21 protein-coding genes are annotated in these 19,829 nt (G+C 71.7%); 11 read left to right on the top strand and 10 right to left on the bottom strand.

Features of this window, described 5'->3' with window-relative positions; translation table 11 throughout:
- Nucleotides 1-9: 9 nt before the first annotated feature.
- The 5 genes from B118_RS0125390 to B118_RS0125410 form a co-directional block, all read right to left on the bottom strand.
- Nucleotides 10-675 carry a hypothetical protein gene (locus B118_RS0125390; RefSeq protein WP_018811340.1) on the bottom strand — a complete coding sequence of 222 codons (666 nt, stop codon included), beginning with the start codon at nucleotides 673-675 and terminating at the stop codon, nucleotides 10-12.
- Complete coding sequence (locus B118_RS0125395) at nucleotides 672-3,344, bottom strand: FtsK/SpoIIIE domain-containing protein (RefSeq protein WP_018219899.1); 2,673 nt, start codon at nucleotides 3,342-3,344, stop codon at nucleotides 672-674. Before B118_RS0125395 ends, B118_RS0125390 begins: the two co-directional genes overlap by 4 nt.
- Nucleotides 3,337-4,251: a magnesium transporter gene (locus B118_RS0125400; protein WP_027647162.1), complete on the bottom strand. Its 915-nt coding sequence runs from the start codon at nucleotides 4,249-4,251 to the stop codon at nucleotides 3,337-3,339. The genes B118_RS0125395 and B118_RS0125400 overlap by 8 nt, the downstream gene beginning before the upstream one ends.
- Nucleotides 4,252-4,259: 8 nt before the next feature.
- On the bottom strand, nucleotides 4,260-4,520 hold the full coding sequence (locus tag B118_RS0125405; RefSeq protein WP_018215298.1) for a hypothetical protein: 261 nt from the start codon (nucleotides 4,518-4,520) through the stop codon (nucleotides 4,260-4,262).
- 148 nt (nucleotides 4,521-4,668) lie between these two features.
- Nucleotides 4,669-5,052 (bottom strand): hypothetical protein, encoded by a 384-nt coding sequence (locus B118_RS0125410; protein ID WP_018811338.1) that lies wholly within the window; start codon nucleotides 5,050-5,052, stop codon nucleotides 4,669-4,671.
- Between the two features lie 127 nt (nucleotides 5,053-5,179).
- Here B118_RS0125410 and B118_RS0125415 point away from each other — a divergent pair, with 127 nt between their 5' ends.
- Genes B118_RS0125415 through B118_RS0125425 form a run of 3 tightly spaced genes read left to right on the top strand, consistent with a single transcriptional unit; the run spans nucleotide 5,180 to nucleotide 8,257 of the window.
- On the top strand, nucleotides 5,180-7,723 hold the full coding sequence (locus B118_RS0125415) for an ATP-dependent Clp protease ATP-binding subunit (RefSeq protein WP_018811337.1): 2,544 nt from the start codon (nucleotides 5,180-5,182) through the stop codon (nucleotides 7,721-7,723).
- A 16-nt stretch (nucleotides 7,724-7,739) separates the two neighbouring features.
- The gene (locus B118_RS32595) at nucleotides 7,740-7,907 is read left to right on the top strand and encodes a hypothetical protein (RefSeq protein WP_018219895.1); all 168 of its coding nucleotides are present in this window, start codon (nucleotides 7,740-7,742) and stop codon (nucleotides 7,905-7,907) included.
- Nucleotides 7,907-8,257, top strand: a complete 351-nt coding sequence (locus B118_RS0125425) for a DUF3140 domain-containing protein (RefSeq protein ID WP_018219894.1) — start codon at nucleotides 7,907-7,909, stop codon at nucleotides 8,255-8,257. The genes B118_RS32595 and B118_RS0125425 overlap by 1 nt, the downstream gene beginning before the upstream one ends.
- Before the next feature lie 55 nt (nucleotides 8,258-8,312).
- On the opposite strand, the gene B118_RS0125430 is transcribed toward B118_RS0125425, so the two are convergent.
- The gene (locus tag B118_RS0125430; RefSeq protein ID WP_028187814.1) at nucleotides 8,313-8,555 is read right to left on the bottom strand and encodes a hypothetical protein; all 243 of its coding nucleotides are present in this window, start codon (nucleotides 8,553-8,555) and stop codon (nucleotides 8,313-8,315) included.
- 89 nt (nucleotides 8,556-8,644) lie between these two features.
- Between B118_RS0125430 and B118_RS0125435 the strand changes: the two genes are divergently transcribed.
- Both B118_RS0125435 and B118_RS0125440 read left to right on the top strand, forming a co-directional pair.
- The gene (locus B118_RS0125435) at nucleotides 8,645-9,973 is read left to right on the top strand and encodes a M20/M25/M40 family metallo-hydrolase (protein ID WP_028187815.1); all 1,329 of its coding nucleotides are present in this window, start codon (nucleotides 8,645-8,647) and stop codon (nucleotides 9,971-9,973) included.
- Nucleotides 9,974-10,026: 53 nt separating this feature from the next.
- Nucleotides 10,027-10,683, top strand: coding sequence for a hypothetical protein (locus B118_RS0125440; protein ID WP_018219891.1), 657 nt, complete (start codon nucleotides 10,027-10,029; stop codon nucleotides 10,681-10,683).
- 63 nt (nucleotides 10,684-10,746) lie between these two features.
- Here B118_RS0125440 and B118_RS0125445 read toward each other — a convergent pair whose 3' ends face one another.
- Together B118_RS0125445 and B118_RS0125450 are read right to left on the bottom strand one after the other, a co-directional pair.
- Complete coding sequence (locus B118_RS0125445; RefSeq protein WP_018215309.1) at nucleotides 10,747-10,938, bottom strand: DUF5703 family protein; 192 nt, start codon at nucleotides 10,936-10,938, stop codon at nucleotides 10,747-10,749.
- Nucleotides 10,939-11,035: 97 nt separating this feature from the next.
- Complete coding sequence (locus B118_RS0125450; protein WP_028187816.1) at nucleotides 11,036-12,007, bottom strand: aldo/keto reductase; 972 nt, start codon at nucleotides 12,005-12,007, stop codon at nucleotides 11,036-11,038.
- A 184-nt stretch (nucleotides 12,008-12,191) separates the two neighbouring features.
- Between B118_RS0125450 and B118_RS0125455 the strand changes: the two genes are divergently transcribed.
- The 6 genes from B118_RS0125455 (at nucleotide 12,192) to mshC (ending at nucleotide 17,748) form a co-directional block, all read left to right on the top strand.
- Nucleotides 12,192-13,244 (top strand): LLM class F420-dependent oxidoreductase, encoded by a 1,053-nt coding sequence (locus B118_RS0125455; protein WP_018821025.1) that lies wholly within the window; start codon nucleotides 12,192-12,194, stop codon nucleotides 13,242-13,244.
- Nucleotides 13,241-14,077, top strand: a complete 837-nt coding sequence (locus B118_RS0125460) for an undecaprenyl-diphosphate phosphatase (protein WP_018219888.1) — start codon at nucleotides 13,241-13,243, stop codon at nucleotides 14,075-14,077. The genes B118_RS0125455 and B118_RS0125460 overlap by 4 nt, the downstream gene beginning before the upstream one ends.
- A 76-nt stretch (nucleotides 14,078-14,153) precedes the next feature.
- Nucleotides 14,154-14,867, top strand: a complete 714-nt coding sequence (locus B118_RS0125465) for an MSMEG_4193 family putative phosphomutase (protein WP_018219887.1) — start codon at nucleotides 14,154-14,156, stop codon at nucleotides 14,865-14,867.
- A 151-nt stretch (nucleotides 14,868-15,018) separates the two neighbouring features.
- Nucleotides 15,019-15,606, top strand: coding sequence for a DUF3090 domain-containing protein (locus B118_RS0125470; protein ID WP_018219886.1), 588 nt, complete (start codon nucleotides 15,019-15,021; stop codon nucleotides 15,604-15,606).
- Complete coding sequence (locus tag B118_RS0125475) at nucleotides 15,603-16,442, top strand: SCO1664 family protein (RefSeq protein WP_018811333.1); 840 nt, start codon at nucleotides 15,603-15,605, stop codon at nucleotides 16,440-16,442. Before B118_RS0125470 ends, B118_RS0125475 begins: the two co-directional genes overlap by 4 nt.
- A 67-nt stretch (nucleotides 16,443-16,509) precedes the next feature.
- Nucleotides 16,510-17,748 carry a cysteine--1-D-myo-inosityl 2-amino-2-deoxy-alpha-D-glucopyranoside ligase gene (mshC, locus tag B118_RS0125480; protein ID WP_026185199.1) on the top strand — a complete coding sequence of 413 codons (1,239 nt, stop codon included), beginning with the start codon at nucleotides 16,510-16,512 and terminating at the stop codon, nucleotides 17,746-17,748.
- A 135-nt stretch (nucleotides 17,749-17,883) separates the two neighbouring features.
- Here the strand turns inward: mshC and B118_RS0125485 are convergent, their stop codons facing one another.
- Both B118_RS0125485 and B118_RS0125490 read right to left on the bottom strand, forming a co-directional pair.
- Complete coding sequence (locus B118_RS0125485) at nucleotides 17,884-18,675, bottom strand: GntR family transcriptional regulator (protein ID WP_018811331.1); 792 nt, start codon at nucleotides 18,673-18,675, stop codon at nucleotides 17,884-17,886.
- A 135-nt stretch (nucleotides 18,676-18,810) separates the two neighbouring features.
- On the bottom strand, nucleotides 18,811-19,680 hold the full coding sequence (locus tag B118_RS0125490; protein WP_018219882.1) for a PAC2 family protein: 870 nt from the start codon (nucleotides 19,678-19,680) through the stop codon (nucleotides 18,811-18,813).
- Nucleotides 19,681-19,829 lie beyond the last annotated feature (149 nt).

Genomic DNA, 19,829 nt, shown 5'->3' on the forward strand with positions numbered 1-19,829 from the left:
CTGACCGGCTCAGCGGGCAACGGCCAGCAGGAGCCCCGTCGTCAGCAGCCCGGCGACCACCACCACGGCCACCGGGCGCGGGCCGAGCACCGCGTGTTGCCGGTCAGCGAGAATCTTCGCCGGGATCAGGCCGGCCAGCGGGCCGAGTAAGGTCACTACCAGCGCCAGCACCGGTAGCCCGACCGCCAGGTCGCCGCCGTACCGGTCGCCGGCCGTCCGGGCCACGGTGCCCAGGGCGTACGTGACCAACGCACCGCCGAACCCGCAGATGGCCAGCAGCGGGTTGACGGATCCGGGTAGCTCACCGGGTTGACCGGTACGGGCCAGGAGGTCCCGCACCGCGGCCAGCATCGGCAGGGGATTCCCGGCGACGCCGTTGACTGGGCCGGGCGGCCCGTCCATCTGGCGGCCCGCCGACCTGAATCGCCCGCATAACTCCTGCCACAACAGCCGGACCTCCGCCTCGACCCGCTCCTGCAGCCGGCGTGCTGCCGTCACCTCCCGTTCCGCGTGCCGGACCTGGTCCTCGGCATTCGCGACGGCACGCCGCGCGGCCGCACACTGCTGCTCGTACCAGGTGTGTGCCTCGGCCCGCTGCGCCGACACCCGCTCGGTCAGGTCGGCCAGTCGTCGTACCTGCGCCGGGTACGACTCGCTCGGCACCGGCTGGCTCACCGCTGGTGCCCGTACGGGATGATGGTCTGCCCGGTGCGGTGCACCGCCCGGTCGAAGAAGAGGCCCCGCCAGGGGCGGGGGTACCAGTCCGGCCCGCCGGTGCCGGGGTAGAGCGAGGCGCCCAGCTCCCCGCCGTGCGTGTCGAGCGCCACCCACGCGCCGATCTGGTCCGTGCGGGCGGCCGGTCCGCCGAGGTCGGCCCGCATTCGCGCGACTCCCCGCCACCAGGCCAGCACATGCGTCCGCCGCTCCGGCCCGTCATGCAGGACGCGACGTAGCCGCTCCAGCCCGGTCTGGCCGCCAATCCGGGCGGCGAGCGCGCCGGTCGCCGCGTCAACGGCGAACAGCAGTAGGTAGTGGGGGGCACCGACGCCGGGAGCGCCCAGCCCAGCGGTGGTCTCGGCCATCAGCTCGGTTACGGTCTCCTCGTCGTACCAGGCGGCATTGTCGGCGAGGTCGGTGTAGAGGGATCGGGCGGCGGCGTCGGCGTCCGGGTCCAGGCAGGCGATGGAGAACCGCGCCGTCCCGGGACGGTGCTGCCGGGCGAGCGACCGTCCAGCCGCGGCGAGTACGGCGCACGCCTCGTCAACGCGGGTGCCCAGCACGGCTAGGTTGCGCCCCGGCGCGCGCGGCAGCCGAAGCCCCGCCGAGCGGGCCTGTACGTCGATGATCTCGCCGAGTAGCGCCGTCGGAGCTCGGGGTGTCCCGGTCTCCGGTGCACAGAGCGCCTGGTAGTCCGGGGCGTCGGTCAACCGGGGGATCGCGTCACCATCGAAGAGCCGCGCCGGGGCGGCATCTGGCCGGCGCATCCGCCAGAGTCGGTGCTGCAGCTCGCTCCACGTCTCCCAGTCGCTCGCCGACGGTATCCGGGCAACCGCGTTCCCCTCGGCCAGTCCCGACTCGGCGTTGACCACGGCGTGGTGGCGGGGTAGTGACTGCGCGGCGTCGTTGCGCTCGGCGAGGATCCGTAGCGCCTTGGGCAGGGCGATGCGGAGGGTGAACTGGGCGACCAGGGCTGGCCGCCCCCACAGCGCCTCGATTCCCCGAACGTCCTGCGAGGCGAGGACCAGGTGGATGCCCTGCGAACGACCGCGCCGGGCCAGGTCCTCCAGGAGATCGGCGGCCTCCCGGGCCACCGCGTCGCGGCCAGCGAGCAGCATCTGAAACTCGTCAACCACGGCGACGATCCGCGGCCAGCGCCCGGCTGGGTCCACCGCGCGCAGTTCGGCGAGCTTCGTTACCTCGTGCTCCTTTGCCGCGTCAGCGCGCCGGCGCAGCTCTTCGGCGAGGAAGCGAAGCAGGGCCAGACCGAACTCCCGGTCCGTGTTGACGTTGATCCCGACCAGCCGAACGTGCGGCAGCCAACTCGGGTCGCGGCGACCCTGGGCAAACCGGGCGAAAGAGACACCCTCCTTGAAGTCGAGCAGGTAGAGCTCCAACTCGGCCGGGGAGTAGCGGGCGGCGAGCGCACCGATCCAGGCGAAGATCAGGTTTGTCTTGCCGGTGCCCGACGGGCCACCGATCAGTGCGTGCGGCGGATAGTCACCGAGAGTGACCAGTACCGGTTGGCTGTCCGTGCCCTCGCCGATCGGCGCGATCAGGCCGGCCGCCGAGTCCTCCCGCCACATCTGCTCCGGGGGTGGTAGCAGGTCGCTGAAGGGCGTCGGTTCCGGGCCGGCGTTGACCCGGGCCGCGACGCCCCGGCAGGTCTCGGTAACCAGGGTCGCCGGGGGCGCCGGGTCGAGCGTGACCGGCGGTGCGCCGGCGAGCTCGGCCCGGCCCGGCTCGACGCGGATCCGGGCTACGGGGGCGTCCTCCGGCAGCGTCAGGCCGCGTACCACCAGGTGCACGCCGCACGCCGCGCCGGTGCGGACCACCCGATCGAGTTGGCCGCGTACGTGCCGGGACGGCTCCTCCCCACCGAGCAGTACCGCCACCCGCCACGGCTCGGGCCGACGACCGGTGGCGGTGGCCAACTCGCGCAGGGACCGGTGCTCGCCCGCCAGAACGGTGGAGTTGATCCGGTGGATCTCCTCGACGAGGTCGTCGAGGAGTCGGCCCAGCCCGCCCGGTCCGACAAAGGTCAGCAGCCCGGCGGTGCCCAGCGGCGCGAAACCGGCCAAGCCGCCCCCAAGGTGCTCCGGGTCGTACCCGGTCAACCGAACGGCGCCCGGGTCGGCCCGGCCTACCGCCCGCAGCAGTAGCGCGGCCACCACCGCCTCGCCCGCCACCCGGTCGCTGCCGGTCAGCTCGACGTGCCCGGCGTCGAGTAGCGGCACCAGCGCGGGCACCGACTCCCCGCCCATGACGGCGAGCGTGCCGACCCGTAGTGGGCCGGGCGGTTCCTTTCGGCGGGCGGGGGTTGGGTGCCACTGTGGCCAGTCGGTGGTGGCCGCGCCCGGGGCCTCCTGGCGGGCCGCGTCCGCCGCCCGCCGGGACAGCTCGGCGATCCGGGCCGAGTGTTGGGCGTCGATCTCGGCGAGGCGCCGGTCTCGCTCCGCGCCGACCCGTGCGGGCACTGCGGCGGCGGCCTGGCGGACCCGGTCGAGTCGGCCTCGTTCGGCGGCCAGTTCGGTCTGCGCCGCGGCCAACCGGGTCCGCGTCGCGCCGAGGGCCTCGCCGAGGGTTTGCCGGACCCGGGCCGCGAGCTGCGCCCGCCGGTCAGCCATCGGCGTCTCGGCGAGACGAGGGGTGCCCCGGGGCGAACGCCCCGCTCCGGCTCTCGGCCGGGAGCGGGCCACTGCGTAGCTCGCGGCCGAGCCGGTCGAGCAGGACGCCGGTCAGCACCCCGGCGGTGACCGCCGGGTCGGCAGCATGTGGCTGTTCGGCGTCGTCTCGGCGGGGCGGCGGCATCCGGCAGACCCGGGCCAGCAGCGTCTCCACCACCGGTGCGGGCAGGCCCGGCAGCAGGTCGCGAGTCCGGCTGGCCAGGGCTTTGCGGAGCCGCGGCAGGTCCTCGGCCCGGGGCGGGTGCCCAAGGAACTCCCCGGCCAGTTCCCGCAGCAGGGGAGGGGTCAGCGCGGCCAACCCCAACCCCACGTCGGCGTGGGCGCGGCCCAGCTCGACGCGGAGTCGTTCCCGGTCGCCGGCGCGGACCTGGTGGACGACTCGGCGCAGCAGCTCGCTGGAGTCGGCGATCGCCTCATCCGGTGGCTCCGACCCGCTCCTGCCACCGGTCAACTCGGCGACCCGGACCGCCCACCAGCGGGGTGCGGGGGCCGGGCCCGGCGGGACAGTGGCCGTCGCCGGGGGCGTGGCACCACGGGGAGCGTCGTGTGCCGGTTGCTGTTTGGGGATGGTACGCGGGGCGGGTGCATCGCCAGCCGCCAGCCCGATCCTGGCCAGGTACGCCGTCAGCTGCTCCTGGGCGACGCGCAGCGCGTAGCCGGCGGACTCGGCGTGTTCGACGGCGCTGGACAGCTCCGGCACCCCCATCGGGTTGGCGGACTCCTGGCGTACCCAGCGCAGCCGCTCGGTGGCCAGCCCGAACCGTTCGAGCGCCTCGGCGAGTTGGCCGAGGGGCAGATCATCGCTGGCGGCGCGCACCTGCGCGCCGAGATCTTCGACGATGGACACGGCGGCGCTCAGAGGGTCGCGACGTAAAGCTGGGCCTGCTCGACCGCGACGAGTGTGGCCGCCAAGCACTCCTCCAACTCCTGCCCAGCCTGGGTCAGCGAGGCCTGGGCGGCGTCCACCGTCTCGTGTCCGCTGCCCTCCAACGCGCCGGCCAGCGTCTGTTGCGCCTCGGCCAGCTGCTCACCGGCAGCGTGCACAGCCTTCTGGCCGTCACCGATCTGTTGGAGCGCAACATCGATGGCTGCCTTGAGCTCGGCGACGCTCGCCACGACGGAACCTCCTGGGGCAAGGGGAGGCCTCCATTAGAGCCTATCGGCACCAGGAGAGAACATCCTCCCTGCCAGTATTCAGCCCTCCTGAGTGGTTGTCACCCAGAAGCGCGGGGAGGCCGGCCACCCCGGATGCGTGGGGATGCGCTCAGCGGCCGGTCAACCAGCGCGGCCCACGTACCTCGGCGCCCCGCCGGAGCACGCGTTCTCGCAGCTCACGGTCGGCGGTGATGACGACCCGGCGGCGCTGCGGGTCGGCGACGGTGACCAGGTCCACCACCGCGTCGTCGCCGGACTGCTGGGCCGCCACCACCCGTACCCCCGGCACCGACGGCACCCCGCGCGCCGCACCCTCAACCACCAGCACCACCTCGACCGGCGGCGGTAGCTCCGGTGGCACCCCGGAGTCGGGCAGGCCGGTGAGGCTGTCCCGCAGTCGGGTGGCTGCCCCGACCCGGTCCCGCCACCAGCCGTCCGGCCGGGATCCGACCACATTGGCGGCGTCCACGATCAGCAGCGGTGTCCCGTTCATGCCGCCAGCCTGCCACCCGATCCGCCCGCACCCGGGCAACCCTGGTGGCCAGCCGGCGGAGTTTGTCCCGACGACTGCCGGGTAGCCCCTGGCGACCGTGCCGCGCCGAGCAGCGGAGGAGACAGATATGGGACCCGGCGACTTCGGCTCCGACCCATGGGACGAGTTCCTGGCCCGGTACTTCGGCCGGAGCGAGGGTGGGCGCCGGCCCGCGCACCGGGTCGATATCACCCGGCTGATGACCGCCGATGCCCGGGAGATGCTCGCCGACGCAGCACGTCGGGCGGCTGAGCGGCACAGCACGGATCTGGACACCGACCACCTGCTCTGGGCGGCGCTGCAACGACAGTCCCTGCGTGAGCTGGTCAAACGAGCCGGCGCCGAACCCGACACCCTGCTCAACGCGCTTGGTGGGCGGGGCGAGGGGGCGCCCGGGGGCGAGGTCCCGCCGAATCTGTCCCTCACCCCCGCCGCCAAGCGGGCACTGCTCGATGCCCACCAGCTGTCCCGCGCCATGAGCGCCAACTACATCGGGCCGGAGCACATCCTGATGGCGTTGCCGCTGAATCCGGAGTCACCCGCCGGCCGGATGCTCGCCGCCGGCCGGATCCAGCCGGAGTCGTTGCAGGCGGCGAGCGCGGACCGAGGCCCGACCGGTGGGTCGCGGCCGGATCGGGGTACCCCCACTCTCGACCAGTACGGGCAGGATCTCACCGAGCTCGCCCAGAACGATCAGATCGACCCGGTCATCGGCCGGGCCGACGAGATCGAGCAGGCAGTCGAGATCCTGTCCCGGCGGACCAAGAACAACCCGGTGCTGATTGGTGAGGCCGGTGTCGGCAAGACCGCCATCGTGGAGGGGCTCGCGGAGCGGATCTGCGACGGCGACGTGCCGCAGACCCTGCTCGGTAAGCGGGTCATCCAACTGGACCTGGCCAGCCTGGTCGCCGGTACCCGCTACCGGGGTGACTTCGAGGAGCGGCTGAAGAAGGTCATTGAGGAGATCCGGGCCCATCGCGAAAAGCTGATCGTCTTCCTCGACGAGATTCACACCCTGGTCGGGGCGGGTGGAGCCGGCAGCGAGGGCGGAATGGACGCGTCCAGCATGCTCAAGCCGGCGCTGGCCCGCGGTGAGCTGCGCGTGATCGGCGCAACCACGCTGGACGAATATCGCCGGACCATCGAGAAGGACGCCGCGCTGGCCCGCCGGTTCCAGCCGGTCTTCGTGCCCGAGCCGGGGGTCGACGACACGGTGGCCATCCTGCGTGGCCTACGCGACCGCTACGAGGCGCACCACCAGGTGCGCTTCACGGACGAGGCGCTGGTCGTCGCCGCGGAGCTCTCCGATCGCTACGTCACCGACCGTTACCTGCCGGACAAGGCGATCGACCTGATCGACCAGGCCGGCGCACGGGTCCGTTTGCGCACCCGCACCCCGGACTCGGACGTACGCGAGCTGGAGACCCAGCTTGACGAGGTACGTCGCGACAAGGAGCAGGCCGTCGCCGACGAGCAGTACGAGAAGGCCTCCACGTTACGCGACCAGATCGCCGACCTGGAGGCCCAGATCCGCCGGGCACGCGGCGACGAGGGTAGCGCCAACCACGTGCCGCAGGTGGGGCCGCAGGAGATCGCCGAGGTGGTCTCCCGGGCCACCGGTATCCCCGTCGCGCAGCTCACCGAGGAGGAGCGGGATCGGCTACTGCGGCTGGAGGGGCACCTGCACGAGAAGGTCGTCGGTCAGGACGACGCGGTCAACGCGGTCGCCGAGGCGGTGCGCCGTTCGCGGACCGGGTTGGCGGATCCGGACCGGCCGATGGGTAGCTTCCTCTTCCTCGGCCCCACCGGCGTCGGCAAGACCGAGTTGGCCCGGGCGCTTGCCGAGGCGCTGTTCGGCGAGGCCGACCGGATGGTACGGGTCGACATGAGCGAGTTCCAGGAGCGGCACACGGTCAGCCGGTTGGTCGGCGCGCCGCCCGGCTACGTCGGGTACGAGGAGGCCGGGCAGCTCACCGAGGCGGTGCGACGCCGCCCGTACGCGGTGGTGCTGCTGGACGAGATCGAGAAGGCGCACCCGGACGTGTTCAACATCCTGCTCCAGGTGCTCGACGACGGCCGGCTCACCGACAGCCAGGGCCGGACGGTGAATTTCAAGAACACCGTTTTGATCATGACGAGTAACCTCGGCTCGGAGCTGATCACCGGCACCCAGCGGGCGGTCGGCTTCGGCACCGGGGCGGCGGGTGGGGAGAACGACGAGCTCCGCGATCGCTTGTTGCGCCGACTCCAGGAGAACTTCCGTCCAGAGTTCCTGAACCGCATTGATGAGATCATCATCTTCCGACGCCTGGAGGCGGAGCAGTTGCGGCAGATCACCGAGCTGTTGTTGGCGGAGACCCGCCGTCGGTTGCACGCGCAGGACGTTGATGTCGAGATCACCACCGCCGGCATCGACTGGCTCGCCGAGCACGGCTACCAGCCCGAGTTCGGGGCCCGCCCGCTGCGCCGGGTCATTCAGCGCGAGTTGGACAACCAGTTGTCCCGGATGCTGCTGGAGTCCGCGGTGTCGCCGGGCCAACGGGTGGTCGTGGACGCCCGTGACGGCCAGCTCACCATCGATGTCGCCGAGGACGGCGGCTACACCGCGGCTACCACCACGCATCCCCGTTGAACGCCGGGAGGCGGAGATGACCGTACCCGAGGAGAACCAGGACAACACCGAACGGACCGAGCCGATCGTCGCCGCACCGACTGCGAACCCCGCCCGGGTGCAGGTGCCACCAGAGGGCCCGGGGCAGGTCGGGACCGGCGAGCCGGAGCCGGCGGCGACCGACGGACGGCGTGAGGAGGGCTGATGGTACGCGAGCAGCGGCTCGATCCGCAGGTGGAGGAGCTCTGGGAGAGCTTCCACGAACGGGTCAACGTGCCGTCCGAGAAGCTGCGGCAGTGGCTGCTTACCCGGGGCTCCGGCGAGGAGACGTTCGGCCCGAACCCCGACCTCGGCCTGCCCGAGCCGGGCCGGCACATCCTGCGGGTGCTCACCAAACGCAAAGTGGACCTGACCCGGGACGACATCGAGACGATGCGGGACACAATCGACGAGATCGAGAATCTGCTGGCGGCGAAGCCCTCACGCGGCAACGCCGATGACCGGTGGCGGCATGCCCTGCTGGATCTGGGCCACGACGTCCTGGTGGAACGCTGACCGCTTCCGATCGGGTCGCGGCGGCTTCGGGTTCACCGAACTCCACCCCGACGGATCATCCCGCACCGGGTTCCAGGCTGGTGATCGTCAGGCCCGCCGCCTCGGTGGCGGCCTCCCGGTCGGCGCGGGTCTGCCGTTCCCGGGTGAGCAGGTTGGCGTATTCGGTGACGTCCGCCGGAGCGGGAACCGCCGGTAGGCGGCGCAGGAAGAGCTCCACGTCCCGGGTGGCGGCGGTGTGTGCGGTGGCCGCCTGCCGCAGTGTCTCGCGGTCGTCGGCGGCGGGGTAGAGGTCGGTCATGTCCGTCTGTTACCCGACGGCACGGCGTTCGCACCCCGTGGACCAGATCCGGCGTCACCCCCTGGCCACTCTCCTGGTATCAAGGAGCGATGAGGAGCGACGCCGCCTGCGCCCACCCCGCGCCCACCGACGAGGTCATCGGCCTCTGTCAGGATCTGCTGCGCATCGACACCACCAACACCGGTGACAACGACACCAGCGTCGGGGAGCGCCGAGCGGCCGAGTACGTGGCCGAGCAGCTCGCCGAGGTCGGCATCGACTCGGTGCTCTACGAGTCCGCGCCCCGCCGGGCCAACCTGGTCGCCCGGATCCCCGGAACTGACCGGAATCGACCCGGCCTGCTCGTCCACGGCCACCTGGACGTGGTGCCGGCCGACGCTGACGAGTGGTCGGTGCATCCGTTCTCGGGTGAGCTGCGGGACGGCTACCTCTGGGGTCGCGGTGCGATCGATATGAAGGATTTCGACGCGATGACGCTTGCGGTGGTGCGGCACTGGCAGCGCAGCGGGATCCGGCCGCCCCGCGACGTGGTGCTCGCCTTCACCGCCGACGAGGAGGCTGGCAGTGAGTACGGCGCGCACTTCCTGGTGGAGCAGCACCCCGACCTCTTCGCGGGCTGCACCGAAGGCATCGGCGAGGTCGGGGGCTTCTCGTACACGGTGAACGAGAATCAGCGGCTGTATCTGATCGAGACCGCTCAGAAGGGCATTGACTGGCTGCGGCTGCACGCCCGGGGGCGGCCGGGACACGGCTCGATGGTGCACGACGACAACGCCGTCACCGCCCTCGCCGCGGCGGTCGCCCGGGTCGGCCAGCACCGCTTCCCGGTCGTCGTTACCGACACCGTACGCGCGTTCCTCCTTGAGGTGTCCGAGGCGCTCGGCATTGAGCTGGACCCGGACGACCCGGAGACGGCCATCGGCAAGCTCGGCCCGATCGCCAATCTCATCGGGGCGACCATCCGCAACACGGCCAATCCCACCCGGCTCGCCGCGGGCTACAAGGACAACGTCATCCCCGGACGGGCCAGCGCCACCATCGACTGCCGGAGTTTGCCCGGCCAGTCGGAGCTGTTGGAGCAGCAACTGCGCGGGTTGGTCGGCCCGGACATCGAGATCGAGTACCTCCAGCGCCAGCCCGCGCTGGAGACCACCTTCGATGGTGCCCTGGTCGAGGCGATCTCCGCCGCGCTGCGCGCCGAGGACCCGGGGGCCCGGCCGGTGCCGTACATGCTCTCCGGTGGCACCGACGCGAAGGCCTTCACGCAGTTGGGTATCCGTTGCTTCGGCTTCGCGCCGCTGCGCCTCCCCGCCGATCTGAACTTCTCCGCGCTGTTCCACGGCATCGACGAGCGGGTTCCGGTGGACGGACTACAGTTCGGCGTGCGGGTTCTCGACCGGTTCCTCCGCAACTGCTGAGCCGCTTCCGTACTTCGGCGCGGCGCCTTCCGAACACCGAAGGGACGCCTTTCATGATCGACCAGCATGGTGAGCTGGACTCTGCCCTCGAACGCGTCATCGAGGCGGCCCGCCACCACCTGGCCGCCGTGCGCGCCGCGCAGGGCCGCATCGACGACGATGCCGTTTGGCAGGCGTATGTCGCGTTGAACAACGCCTCGTACGCCTACGACGAGCAGCTGATGGAGGCCTTCGGCGAGGTCACTCCCTGGGATGTGCAGGCGATCGACCCGGAGGAGGCCGACGAGCGCTTCACCAGCCCCGACGGCTCGCCGGCCACCGACAGCCACCCACAGGTCATCTCGGTCCGGCAGCGTCGGGACTACCGGGTGCCGAGCGTCTCGGCGCTGATCCGGGCCGCCACGTCGGCCCGGCGGGCGGACACCCCCGATGAGGACGAGCCGGCGCCCGTCGAGGGGGTCGGTGAGGCGGTCCTGGAGCTGTTGCAGAGCGGGGACGGATCGCTCGCCGCGCTGGATGTGCCGGAGCTGGAACCAATGGATGGCGTCGTCATGGTCAGCGAGGTTGACGCCGCGGTCGATCTCGAGGCCTTCGACGATGACGACCCGGTGGGTCCGTTCCAGCCTGCCGCCGAGGACCGGTTGGTCGGTCGGCTCGACGAGCACCCCTTCCTCGAACTGGACGACGAGGAGTACGACCACGCCCGCTAGCCGTCCCCGTGGCGACCTCGCCTCGCGGGCCGGGCGAATGCAGCCGACTTCGGGCCGCGGCGGCTAGTAGGAGAGGCCGGGCGGTGGCGGGCTTATCCGGCGACGGCGCAGCACGACCTGTCGGGTCCCATCCCGGAACAGCCGGACCCGGGCCAGCTCCCAGCCGGAGAACTCCGCCTGGATGGCGAGCTGCGCCGCCGCGGTCAGCCGGTCAACGTTCGGGGGCAACCGTAGCGGCGCGTATTCGTAGTCCATGGCCCCATGCTGCCCATTCGCCCAGCCCAGCGCCACCCCGGAGGCACCCCGCCCGGCCCGGTCACCCCAGGCCAGACGGGGCGCCTCCGGGCCGTGCTCAGCCGTCGCGCTCCGGGTAGCCGACCGGGACAGCGGAGACGTCGTCGAGGGCTGTTCTGATCTCCTCCGGCAGGGTCATCTGCTCGACCTGGAGGGCGCCGAGCAACTGCCCCACCGTGCGCGCGCCGAGGATCGGAGCGACGACCCCGGGCCGGTCGCGGATCCAAGCCAGCGCGACCTCCAGCGGGGAGACGCCGAGACCGCCGGCGGCGGTGGCGACCGCCTCCACGATGCTGGAGCTGCGCGGTTCCAGGTAGGTCGCGACGAACCGCTCGAAGTGCGGTGAGGCCGCCCGAGAGTCCGCTGGTCGGCCGTTTCGGTACTTGCCGGTCAGGACTCCCCGCCCCAGCGGTGACCAGGGCAACACCCCCAGTCCGAGCGCCGCACAGGCCGGTAGCACCTCCCGCTCGGAGCCGCGTTCCAGTAGCGAGTACTCCACCTGGGCGGCGACCACCGGCGAGCGGCCGGGCCAGGCCGCCTGCCAGGCGGCGGCACGGGCGGTTTGCCAGCCGGAGAAGTTGGCGACGCCGACGTACCGGACCCGCCCGCTGGCGACCGCGTGGTCCAGCGCCGCGAGGGTCTCCTCCAGCGGCGTGTCCGGGTCATACCCGTGCACCTGGAACAGGTCGACGTGGTCGGTGCCGAGCCGCCGCAGGGACGCGTCCAGGGTGCGTAGTAGGTGCCCACGGGAGCCGTCGCGGCGCCGGCCGTTGCCCGGGCGTAGCCCCGCCTTGGTCGCGATCAGCAGCTCCTCGCGGGGGACCAGGGTGCCGAGCAGCGAGCCGATGACCGACTCGGCGTCACCGTCACCGTAGACATCGGCGGTGTCGACCAGGTTGCCGCCGGCGTCGAGATAACCTTTCAGCTGGGCCGCCGCATCGTCGGCGTCGGTGTCCCGGCCCCAGGTCATGGTGCCGAGCGCGAGCCGCGAAACCGCCAGCCCGCTTCGGCCGAGCGGTCGCTGTTGCATGGTGGAATCTTATTTCCATCACGGGTCGCACCGATATCCTCGCTGCCGTCCAGTCTGCCGCCTGTTCGTCGCAGCGCTCCTACGGGTACCTCCTGGCCGGCGCTGTTTGCGTGAGCCGGTGATCGAGGGCGGCGATGGTATTGCGTAACCTGATGCGACCTGTGGCGTGAATGGGGGAGGACTAGTGCGACTCGGGCTCAGCCTTGGTTACCAGACGGCGTGGAGTACACCTGCCGACCATCTGGCTCTGGCCCAGGAGGCGGACCGGCTCGGCTACACGGTGGTGTGGGCGGCGGAGGCGTACGGCTCCGACTCGCCGAGCATGCTCGCCTGGATGGCCGGCCAGACCAAGCGGATCGAGCTCGGTAGCGCGGTGATGCAGATTCCCGGTCGCACCCCGGCGATGACCGCGATGACCGCCGCGACCATCGACGCTCTCTCCGGTGGCCGGTTCCGGCTTGGCCTGGGGGTGTCCGGTCCGCAGGTCTCCGAGGGCTGGCACGGCGTACGGTTCGGCCGCCCGCTCGCCCGGACCCGGGAGTTCGTCGACATCGTTCGGCTGGCGGTGGCCCGCAAGGAGGTCACCTACACCGGCGACTTCTACACCCTGCCGCTGCCCGACGGCCCGGGCAAGGCGCTGCGCCTGGGCTTCCACCCGCCCCGGGAGTACATCCCGACCTACCTGGCCGCCGTCGGTCCGAAGAACCTGGAACTCGCTGGCGAGATCGCCGACGGCTGGCTCGCCGTCTTCTACGCGCCGGAGTTCGCCGCGGAGCAGCTCGCTGCGATCCGCGCCGGACGGGCCCGCGCCGGGAAGGAGCTGTCCGGCTTCGATGTGGTTCCCTCGGTGCCGGTGGTGATCGGTGACGATGTCGCCAACTGCGCCGAACTGGTCCGCTGGTACGCCGCGCTCTACATCGGTGGTATGGGCAGCCGGCAGCAGAACTTCTACAACCAGCTCGCCACCCGGATGGGGTACGGCGAGGCTGCGCGCGAGGTGCAGGAGCTGTACCTGGCCAGGCGGCACCGCGACGCGGCCGCTGCAGTGCCGCTGGAGTTGATCGACCGTACCTCGCTGCTGGGTCCGAAGGAGCGCATCGCCGAGCGGATGCGGGAGTTCGCCGCTGCCGGCGTCACCACGCTGTCGGTGACCCTCTTCGTGGCCGACCGGGACAGCGGCGTGCAGACCCTACGGACCGTCGCCGAGGCGCTGGATCTCGCGGGAGTCGGCGAGTGACCTGGGTCGAGGCCATTGTCCTGGGCATCGTGCAGGGCCTGACCGAATTCCTGCCGATCAGCTCGTCGGGCCATCTGCGGATCACCTCAGCGATCTTCTTCGAGCAGGATGCCGGGGCGTCGTTCACCGCCGTCACCCAGCTCGGCACCGAGGCGGCGGTGCTGCTCTACTTCGCCAAGGACATCTGGCGAATCACCCGTACCTGGGTCGTCGGAATCTGGGATCGGTCTGTGCGCAGCAGCCTCGACTACCGGATGGGCTGGTACGTCATCGTCGGCTCGATTCCCATCGGCGTCTTCGGCCTCCTGTTCAAGGACCAGATCCGGGAGACCGCGCGGAACCTGTGGCTGGTCGCCAGCACCCTGATCCTGTTCGCCTTCGTGCTGGCGTTCGCCGAGTACTGGGGCCGGCAGACGCGGACGCTGCAGAACTTCCGGATGCGCGACGGTGTGGTGATGGGTTTCGCGCAGGCGATGGCGCTGATACCCGGCGTGTCCCGATCGGGGGGGACGCTCACCGCCGGCCTGCTGCTCAACCTGACCCGGGAGACCGCGGCCCGATATTCGTTCCTGCTGGCCATTCCCGCGGTGGTGATGTCGGGCGTGCTCAGCCTCGAGGACGTCTTCGCTCCGGCAGCGCCGGGCACCTCGGTGCCGAGCGGGGCGCAGATGATCGTGGCCACGGTGGTCGCCTTCGCCGTGGGATACGCGGCCATCGCCTGGCTGCTGCGCTACGTGGCGCGCCACACCCTGTACATCTTTGTGCTGTATCGGGTGGCGTTGGGAACGCTGGTGCTCGCCCTGCTGCTGACCGGCACAATCAGCGCCACCTGACCCGCTCGCGCCGACGCGCCCGGCACGAAAGCCGGCCCGGGCGCATCGGTGGGCCCGAGGTGGAGCAGGCTCTAGGGTGGTGACCGTGGCGACGCTACTGCTCTTACGACACGGCCGGACGACCGCGAACGCGGCCGGCGGGCTGGCCGGTCGGCAGCCGGTCGAGCTGGACGAGACCGGCCGTACCCAGGCCACCGCGGTCGGCGAGCGGCTCCGGCTGCTTTCCTGCCCAACCGTGGTGACCAGCCCGTTGGTCCGTTGTCGGCAGACCCTGGACCGGGCGTTGCCCGAGGCCGTGCCGGTGGTGGAGGAGGGGCTGACCGAGTGCGGGTACGGCAGCTGGGAGGGGCAGCCGCTGAAACAGCTCGCGAAGGACGCGCTCTGGCCGGTCGTGCAGCAGCATCCCAGCGCGGCGGTCTTCCCGGGTGGGGAGGCGATGGCGAGCATGGCGGCCCGGGCGGTGGCCGCGGTGCGCACCTGGGATGCTCGGGTGAGCGCGGAGCACGGGCCGGACGCGGTCTGGCTGGCCTGCACCCACGGCGACGTGATCAAAGCGATCGTGGCGGACGCGCTCGGCCTGCACCTGGACCTCTTCCAGCGGCTCATCGTGGATCCGGCCTCGGTCACGGCGATCCGCTACACCCCGCTGCGTCCGTTCCTGGTGCGGCTCAACGACACCGGCGGCGATCTGACCGCGTTGGTCCCGCCCCCGCCGAAGCGGGGTAGGCGGAAGCGCCGTACCGCGGATTCGGACGCCACGATCGGGGGCGGCGCCGGGGCAGGGGCCTGACCCGTTCCGACGATCGCGTCGGCGCTGGCGAGGGGCAACGCGGCCCGGGCGGTCCCGGCGGGACCGAGGGTCGTCGCGGCGCGGCGGCGCCGCACGGCGATTCCGGTCGGTGGGGTGCGCGCCGTGCGGGTGCGCCGGATAGGGTCGAGGTATGACCCACCAGGTGCACGCCTTCGAGCCGCCGGAGCGGTTCGTCGCCGGAACCGTCGGGCCGCCGGGGGATCGTACGTTCTTTCTCCAGGCCCGCGGCGGTGGCCGGCTGGTCAGTGTCGCGCTGGAGAAGGTCCAGGTCTCACTGCTGGCGGAGAAACTTGAGGAGTTGCTCTCCGAGGCGCAACGGCGGTTTGGGGTGAAGCTACCGGAGACCGGCCCGGTCGGTGGGGACAACGACCCGCTGGACACCCCCGTCGACGAGGAGTTCCGGGTCGGCACCCTGGGGCTGGCCTTTGATGTGGACACCGAAACGGTCGTGATCGAGGCGATCGCGGTCGGCGAGGCCGAGGTCGAGGTTGGGGCCGCCGAGGCTGCCGCTGAGGTCGAGTTGGACGAGTCGGACGACGAGGAGCCAGACGACGACCTGGACCGGCTGCGGGTGCGGTTGACCCCGGAGGCGACCCGCGAGTTCATCGGACGGGCCCGGCGGGTGGTGAACGCGGGCCGGCCGCCGTGTCCGCTCTGCGGCCAGCCCCTCGACCCGGTCGGCCACCTCTGCCCGCGCCACAACGGCTACCACCGGTGACCTCATCTGAGCTGTACCGGAGCCGGGATTGGCACCAGCCGCGCCAGGACAGTGATCAGGTGCTTCGGCTGCTTCGGGAGGGCGCGCTCGAGCTGGAGGGGCGGCTGGTGGACGCCTCGAACACGACGCTACGCGCGGTCCTGACGTTGGACGGGATGACCGCGCGTTGTGTCTACAAGCCGGTGCGGGGTGAGCGGCCCCTGTGGGACTTTCCGGATGGCAATCTCGCCGGCCGCGAGGTCGCCGCGTACCTGGTGTCGGCGGCCACCGGATGGGACCTGGTGCCGCCGACGGTGCTGCGCGACGGGCCGCTCGGCCCCGGCTCCTGTCAGCTGTGGATCGACGAGCCGGTGGAGCCGGAGCCACTGGTCGGGTTTGTTCCGACCGACAAACTGCCGCCCCAGTGGTTGGCGGTGGCCGCGGCCCGGGACGAGGAGGGCATCCCGTACGCCCTGGCACACGCCGACGACCCGCGGCTCGCCCGGCTGGCCGTGCTGGACGCGGTTATCAACAACGCCGACCGCAAGGGTGGACATGTCCTGGTCGGCCCGGACGGCCGACTCTACGGCGTGGATCACGGGGTCAGCTTCCACGTGGAGGAGAAGCTGCGCACGGTCTTGTGGGGTTGGGCGGGCCGCGAGCTGCCGGCGGACTCGGCGGAGGTGCTTGCGGCACTCGCCGGCGCGGTCGCCGGGGAGCTGGGCGGTGCTCTCGCCGAGCACCTCACTGTCAGCGAAGTCGCCGAGTTGGCTTCCCGGATCGGGCGGCTACGGGCCGCCGGACGATTCCCGTTGCCGTCGCGGCAGTGGCCGGCGATGCCGTGGCCACCTATGTGAGCGGCTGTCACCTTAGTCACCTCTCGTGTTCCCCGGAGCCCGCTGGCGGCTGGTTAGGCTGGCGGTCATGGACTCTTGGGCGGGACACGAGGTGCCGCGGCTGCCGGGCCAGGGCGGGCCGTTGATGTTGTTTGACTCGGCCCGGCGGGGCATGGCCGCCAGCGCGCCGACCGGCACCGGCACCATGTACGTCTGCGGCATCACCCCGTATGACGCCACCCACCTCGGGCACGCCGCCACCATGATCACCTTCGACCTGATTCAGCGGGTGTGGCGGGACGCGGGGCGGGACGTGACGTATGTGCAGAACGTGACTGATATCGATGATCCGCTGCTGGAGCGGGCCGCCCGGGACGGCGAGGACTGGAAGGTCCTGGCGATGCGGGAGACCGCGCTGTTCCGGGAGGACATGGCGGCGCTGCGGATTATCCCGCCGGAGCACTACGTCGGTGCGGTGGAGTCGATCCCGGACATCGCCGAGCGGGTCCTGACCCTGGTGAAGGAGGGCGCCGGCTACCGGCTCGAGGACGGCACCGGCGATGTCTACTTCGACATCGCGGCCGCGCCCCGGTTCGGGTACGAGTCCCACCTGAGCCGGGAGCAGATGCTGGAGATCTTCCCCGAGCGCGGTGGTGACCCGGACCGAGCGGGAAAGCGCGACCCGCTCGATCCGCTGCTGTGGCGTGGTGCCCGCGCCGACGAGCCATCGTGGCCCGGCGGGGAGCTGGGCCCCGGCCGCCCTGGCTGGCATATCGAGTGCGCCGTGATCGCGCTGGATCTGCTCGGTACGCAGATCGATGTGCAGGGCGGCGGCAATGATCTGATCTTCCCGCACCATGAGTGCTCGGCCGCCCACGCCGAGCTGCTGACCGGGCAGGCCCCGTTCGCCGGGCACTACGTGCACGCCGGCATGATCGGGCTGGACGGGGAGAAGATGTCCAAGTCCCGCGGCAACCTGGTCTTCGTCTCCCGGTTGCGAGCCGACCAGGTGGATCCGATGGCGGTCCGGCTGGCCCTGATGAGCGGGCACTACCGTAGCGACCGCTCCTGGAGCGACGAGCTGTTGGCGACCGCGCAGGAGCGGCTGGGCCGATGGCGGCGGGCTGCCGCGTTGCCCGGCGGGCCGTCCGCGGAGGCGTTTCTGGCCACGCTTCGTGCGCGCCTCGCCGACGACCTCGACACCCCGGGGGCGCTCGCGCTGGCGGACTCTTGGGCGGAGGCGGCACTCGTCGGTGCCGGCGACGATCCAGCGGCGCCCGCGCTCTTCACCCGGGCCCTGGACGCCCTGCTCGGCGTCCGTCTGTGACCTACCGGGCAGTCCGACGGCCGGCAGGCGGCCCACTCGGCGCGGGTGGCCTCGGGGGCCGTCGCCCTCCGCTCGGGGGCGCTTGGTTGGGCTGCCGTGTCGGCAGCCCGCCACGGAGCTGGGCTGTGCGGGCCATCAGCCCAGGACGAGCCCCGGGCCCGGATCCGGGTCGGTCGCCGGGGCCGGGATCCGGTACGCCTCGGTCAGGGTGGTGACCGGGCCGGGCCAGGTGGCCTGGGCGACCTCGATCGGTTTACGGCGCTCGTCGTAGGCGACGTGTAGCAGGTGTAGCACCGGGGTGTCGGGGCGGATCTGGAGGGTCTCCGCCTCGTCTCGACTGGGCTGCCGGGCACTGATCGTGTCGGTCGCGGTGACGTACCGCCGGCCGGTGGCTTCCTCGGCTTCCTGGTAGAGGGGGCGGCCGAAAGCCTCGGCCCGCTCCAGTGCGGTGCCGGCGGTGTCGGTCGGTAGGAACCAGGCGGCTCCGACCTCCACCGGGGAGTCCTCGGCGCGGACCAGGTGCCGACGACAGAGCAGCTCGGTGCCGTCGGACACGCCGAACGCGTCGGCGACCTCGGGCGGTGCGGGGGCGGGCCCGACGGAGACGAGCTGTTGCCGGTACCGGGCGGCGAGGTCGGTGTGGTAGCCACGGAAGCCGCCGTACCGGCCCCGGGAGAGCCGGTTGAGGCGGCGTCGGGTGCCGCGGACGTACGTACCGGAGCCAGGCTTCGTGATCAGGACGCCCTCGACCCGGAGTTGGTCCACGGCGCGTTGCACGGTTTGTTTGGCGACGCCGAACATTTCGGCGACGGCCGGGATGGAGGGTAGCCGCTCCCCGGGCCCCCAGTCACCGCGGCGCACCTGTGCCTTGATCTGCGCGGCGATCTGTCGGTGCGGGAACTCGGCCGCGCCCGGGTTGATCTGCATGCCCGCCTCCTCGTCATCAACTAGGTTCCTAGGATGCCGTAGCGGGTGGGTTCCCGTCCACAACCGACTCGGGACACAAGAACAGTGGCCCGCCACCGGTGCGGGTGGCGGGCCACGAGGCTCGGTGCGCTCCGGCTACCAGGAGCCGGCGGTAGGACCGGCGGAGCCGCCGCGCCGGCGCAGGTACTTCTCAAACTCCTGGGCGATCTCGTCCCCGGTCAGCGGGGTGATGCCGGCGTCGCCGACCCGTTCCTCCAACTCGCGGACGTACTCACCGAGCTCGGCGTCCTGCTCGGCGGCGCCCCGGACCCGCTGTTCCCACTCGGCGGCCTCCTCGGCGAGGTCCGCCATCGGCACCGGCAGATCCAGCACCTCCTCGACCCGGTGCAGCAGGGCCAGGGTCGCCTTGGGACAGGGTGGGTTGTTGGCGTAGTGCGGCACATGCACCCAGAACGACACCGCGTTCACCTCGGCCCGTGAGCAGGCGTCGTGCAGGACCCCGACAATGCCGGTGGGCCCGTCGTAACGGGTGGGGGTGAGCTGGAAACGCTGTGCCGCGCCCTTGTCGGAGGCGCTTCCGCTGATCGGTAGCGGTCGGGTGTACGGCACGTCAGCCAAGAGCGCGCCGAGCAGCACCACCCGTTCGACCTCCAGGCTGTGGCAGATCTCCAGCACCTGCTCGCAGAAGGTGCGCCAGCGCATGCTCGGCTCGATGCCGCGGATCAGCACGACATCCCGCTCCGTACCGGCCGGGCTGGCGGTCATGAACCGGGTGGTGGGCCACTCCACCCGTCGGGTCTCGCCCGCCGACATCGCGATCGTGGGGCGGCTGACCTGGAAGTCGTAGAAGTCTTCCGGATCCAGCTCGGTCACCGGCCGGGCCTGCCACACCTGTTCCAGGTGTTCGACGGCGGCCGTCGAGGCATCGGCGGCGTCGTTCCAGCCTTCGAAGGCGGCGATGGCCACGGGGGATCGCAGGACCGGCAGTCCGTCGAACTCGGTCACGCGGTCACCTCGTCCCGCCCGTCGGGGCGGTGCCGGGCAGGTGCCCGATCGGCCGGCCACCATGCGTCGTGGCGTCGCTGTAGTCCCTCACGTCCGTCAGCCTACGTGCCAGGGGTGGGAACCGGACCGTCGGCCGCGCCGATCTATCA

The organism is Salinispora pacifica CNR114, assembly GCF_000514775.1.
In the GTDB taxonomy this organism is placed as follows: domain Bacteria; phylum Actinomycetota; class Actinomycetes; order Mycobacteriales; family Micromonosporaceae; genus Micromonospora; species Micromonospora pacifica.

Excerpts from the sequence above, each read along its gene's own strand:
- B118_RS0125395 (WP_018219899.1), bottom strand. The coding sequence starts at position 3,344 with ATGGCTGACCGGCGGGCGCAGCTCGCGGCCCGGGTCCGGCAAACCCTC.
- B118_RS0125410 (WP_018811338.1), bottom strand. The coding sequence starts at position 5,052 with ATGAACGGGACACCGCTGCTGATCGTGGACGCCGCCAATGTGGTCGGA.
- B118_RS0125415 (WP_018811337.1), top strand. The coding sequence starts at position 5,180 with ATGGGACCCGGCGACTTCGGCTCCGACCCATGGGACGAGTTCCTGGCC.
- B118_RS32595 (WP_018219895.1), top strand. The coding sequence starts at position 7,740 with ATGACCGTACCCGAGGAGAACCAGGACAACACCGAACGGACCGAGCCG.
- B118_RS0125425 (WP_018219894.1), top strand. The coding sequence starts at position 7,907 with ATGGTACGCGAGCAGCGGCTCGATCCGCAGGTGGAGGAGCTCTGGGAG.
- B118_RS0125430 (WP_028187814.1), bottom strand. The coding sequence starts at position 8,555 with ATGACCGACCTCTACCCCGCCGCCGACGACCGCGAGACACTGCGGCAG.
- B118_RS0125435 (WP_028187815.1), top strand. The coding sequence starts at position 8,645 with ATGAGGAGCGACGCCGCCTGCGCCCACCCCGCGCCCACCGACGAGGTC.
- B118_RS0125440 (WP_018219891.1), top strand. The coding sequence starts at position 10,027 with ATGATCGACCAGCATGGTGAGCTGGACTCTGCCCTCGAACGCGTCATC.
- B118_RS0125445 (WP_018215309.1), bottom strand. The coding sequence starts at position 10,938 with ATGGACTACGAATACGCGCCGCTACGGTTGCCCCCGAACGTTGACCGG.
- B118_RS0125450 (WP_028187816.1), bottom strand. The coding sequence starts at position 12,007 with ATGCAACAGCGACCGCTCGGCCGAAGCGGGCTGGCGGTTTCGCGGCTC.
- B118_RS0125470 (WP_018219886.1), top strand. The coding sequence starts at position 15,019 with ATGACCCACCAGGTGCACGCCTTCGAGCCGCCGGAGCGGTTCGTCGCC.
- mshC (WP_026185199.1), top strand. The coding sequence starts at position 16,510 with ATGGACTCTTGGGCGGGACACGAGGTGCCGCGGCTGCCGGGCCAGGGC.
- B118_RS0125485 (WP_018811331.1), bottom strand. The coding sequence starts at position 18,675 with ATGCAGATCAACCCGGGCGCGGCCGAGTTCCCGCACCGACAGATCGCC.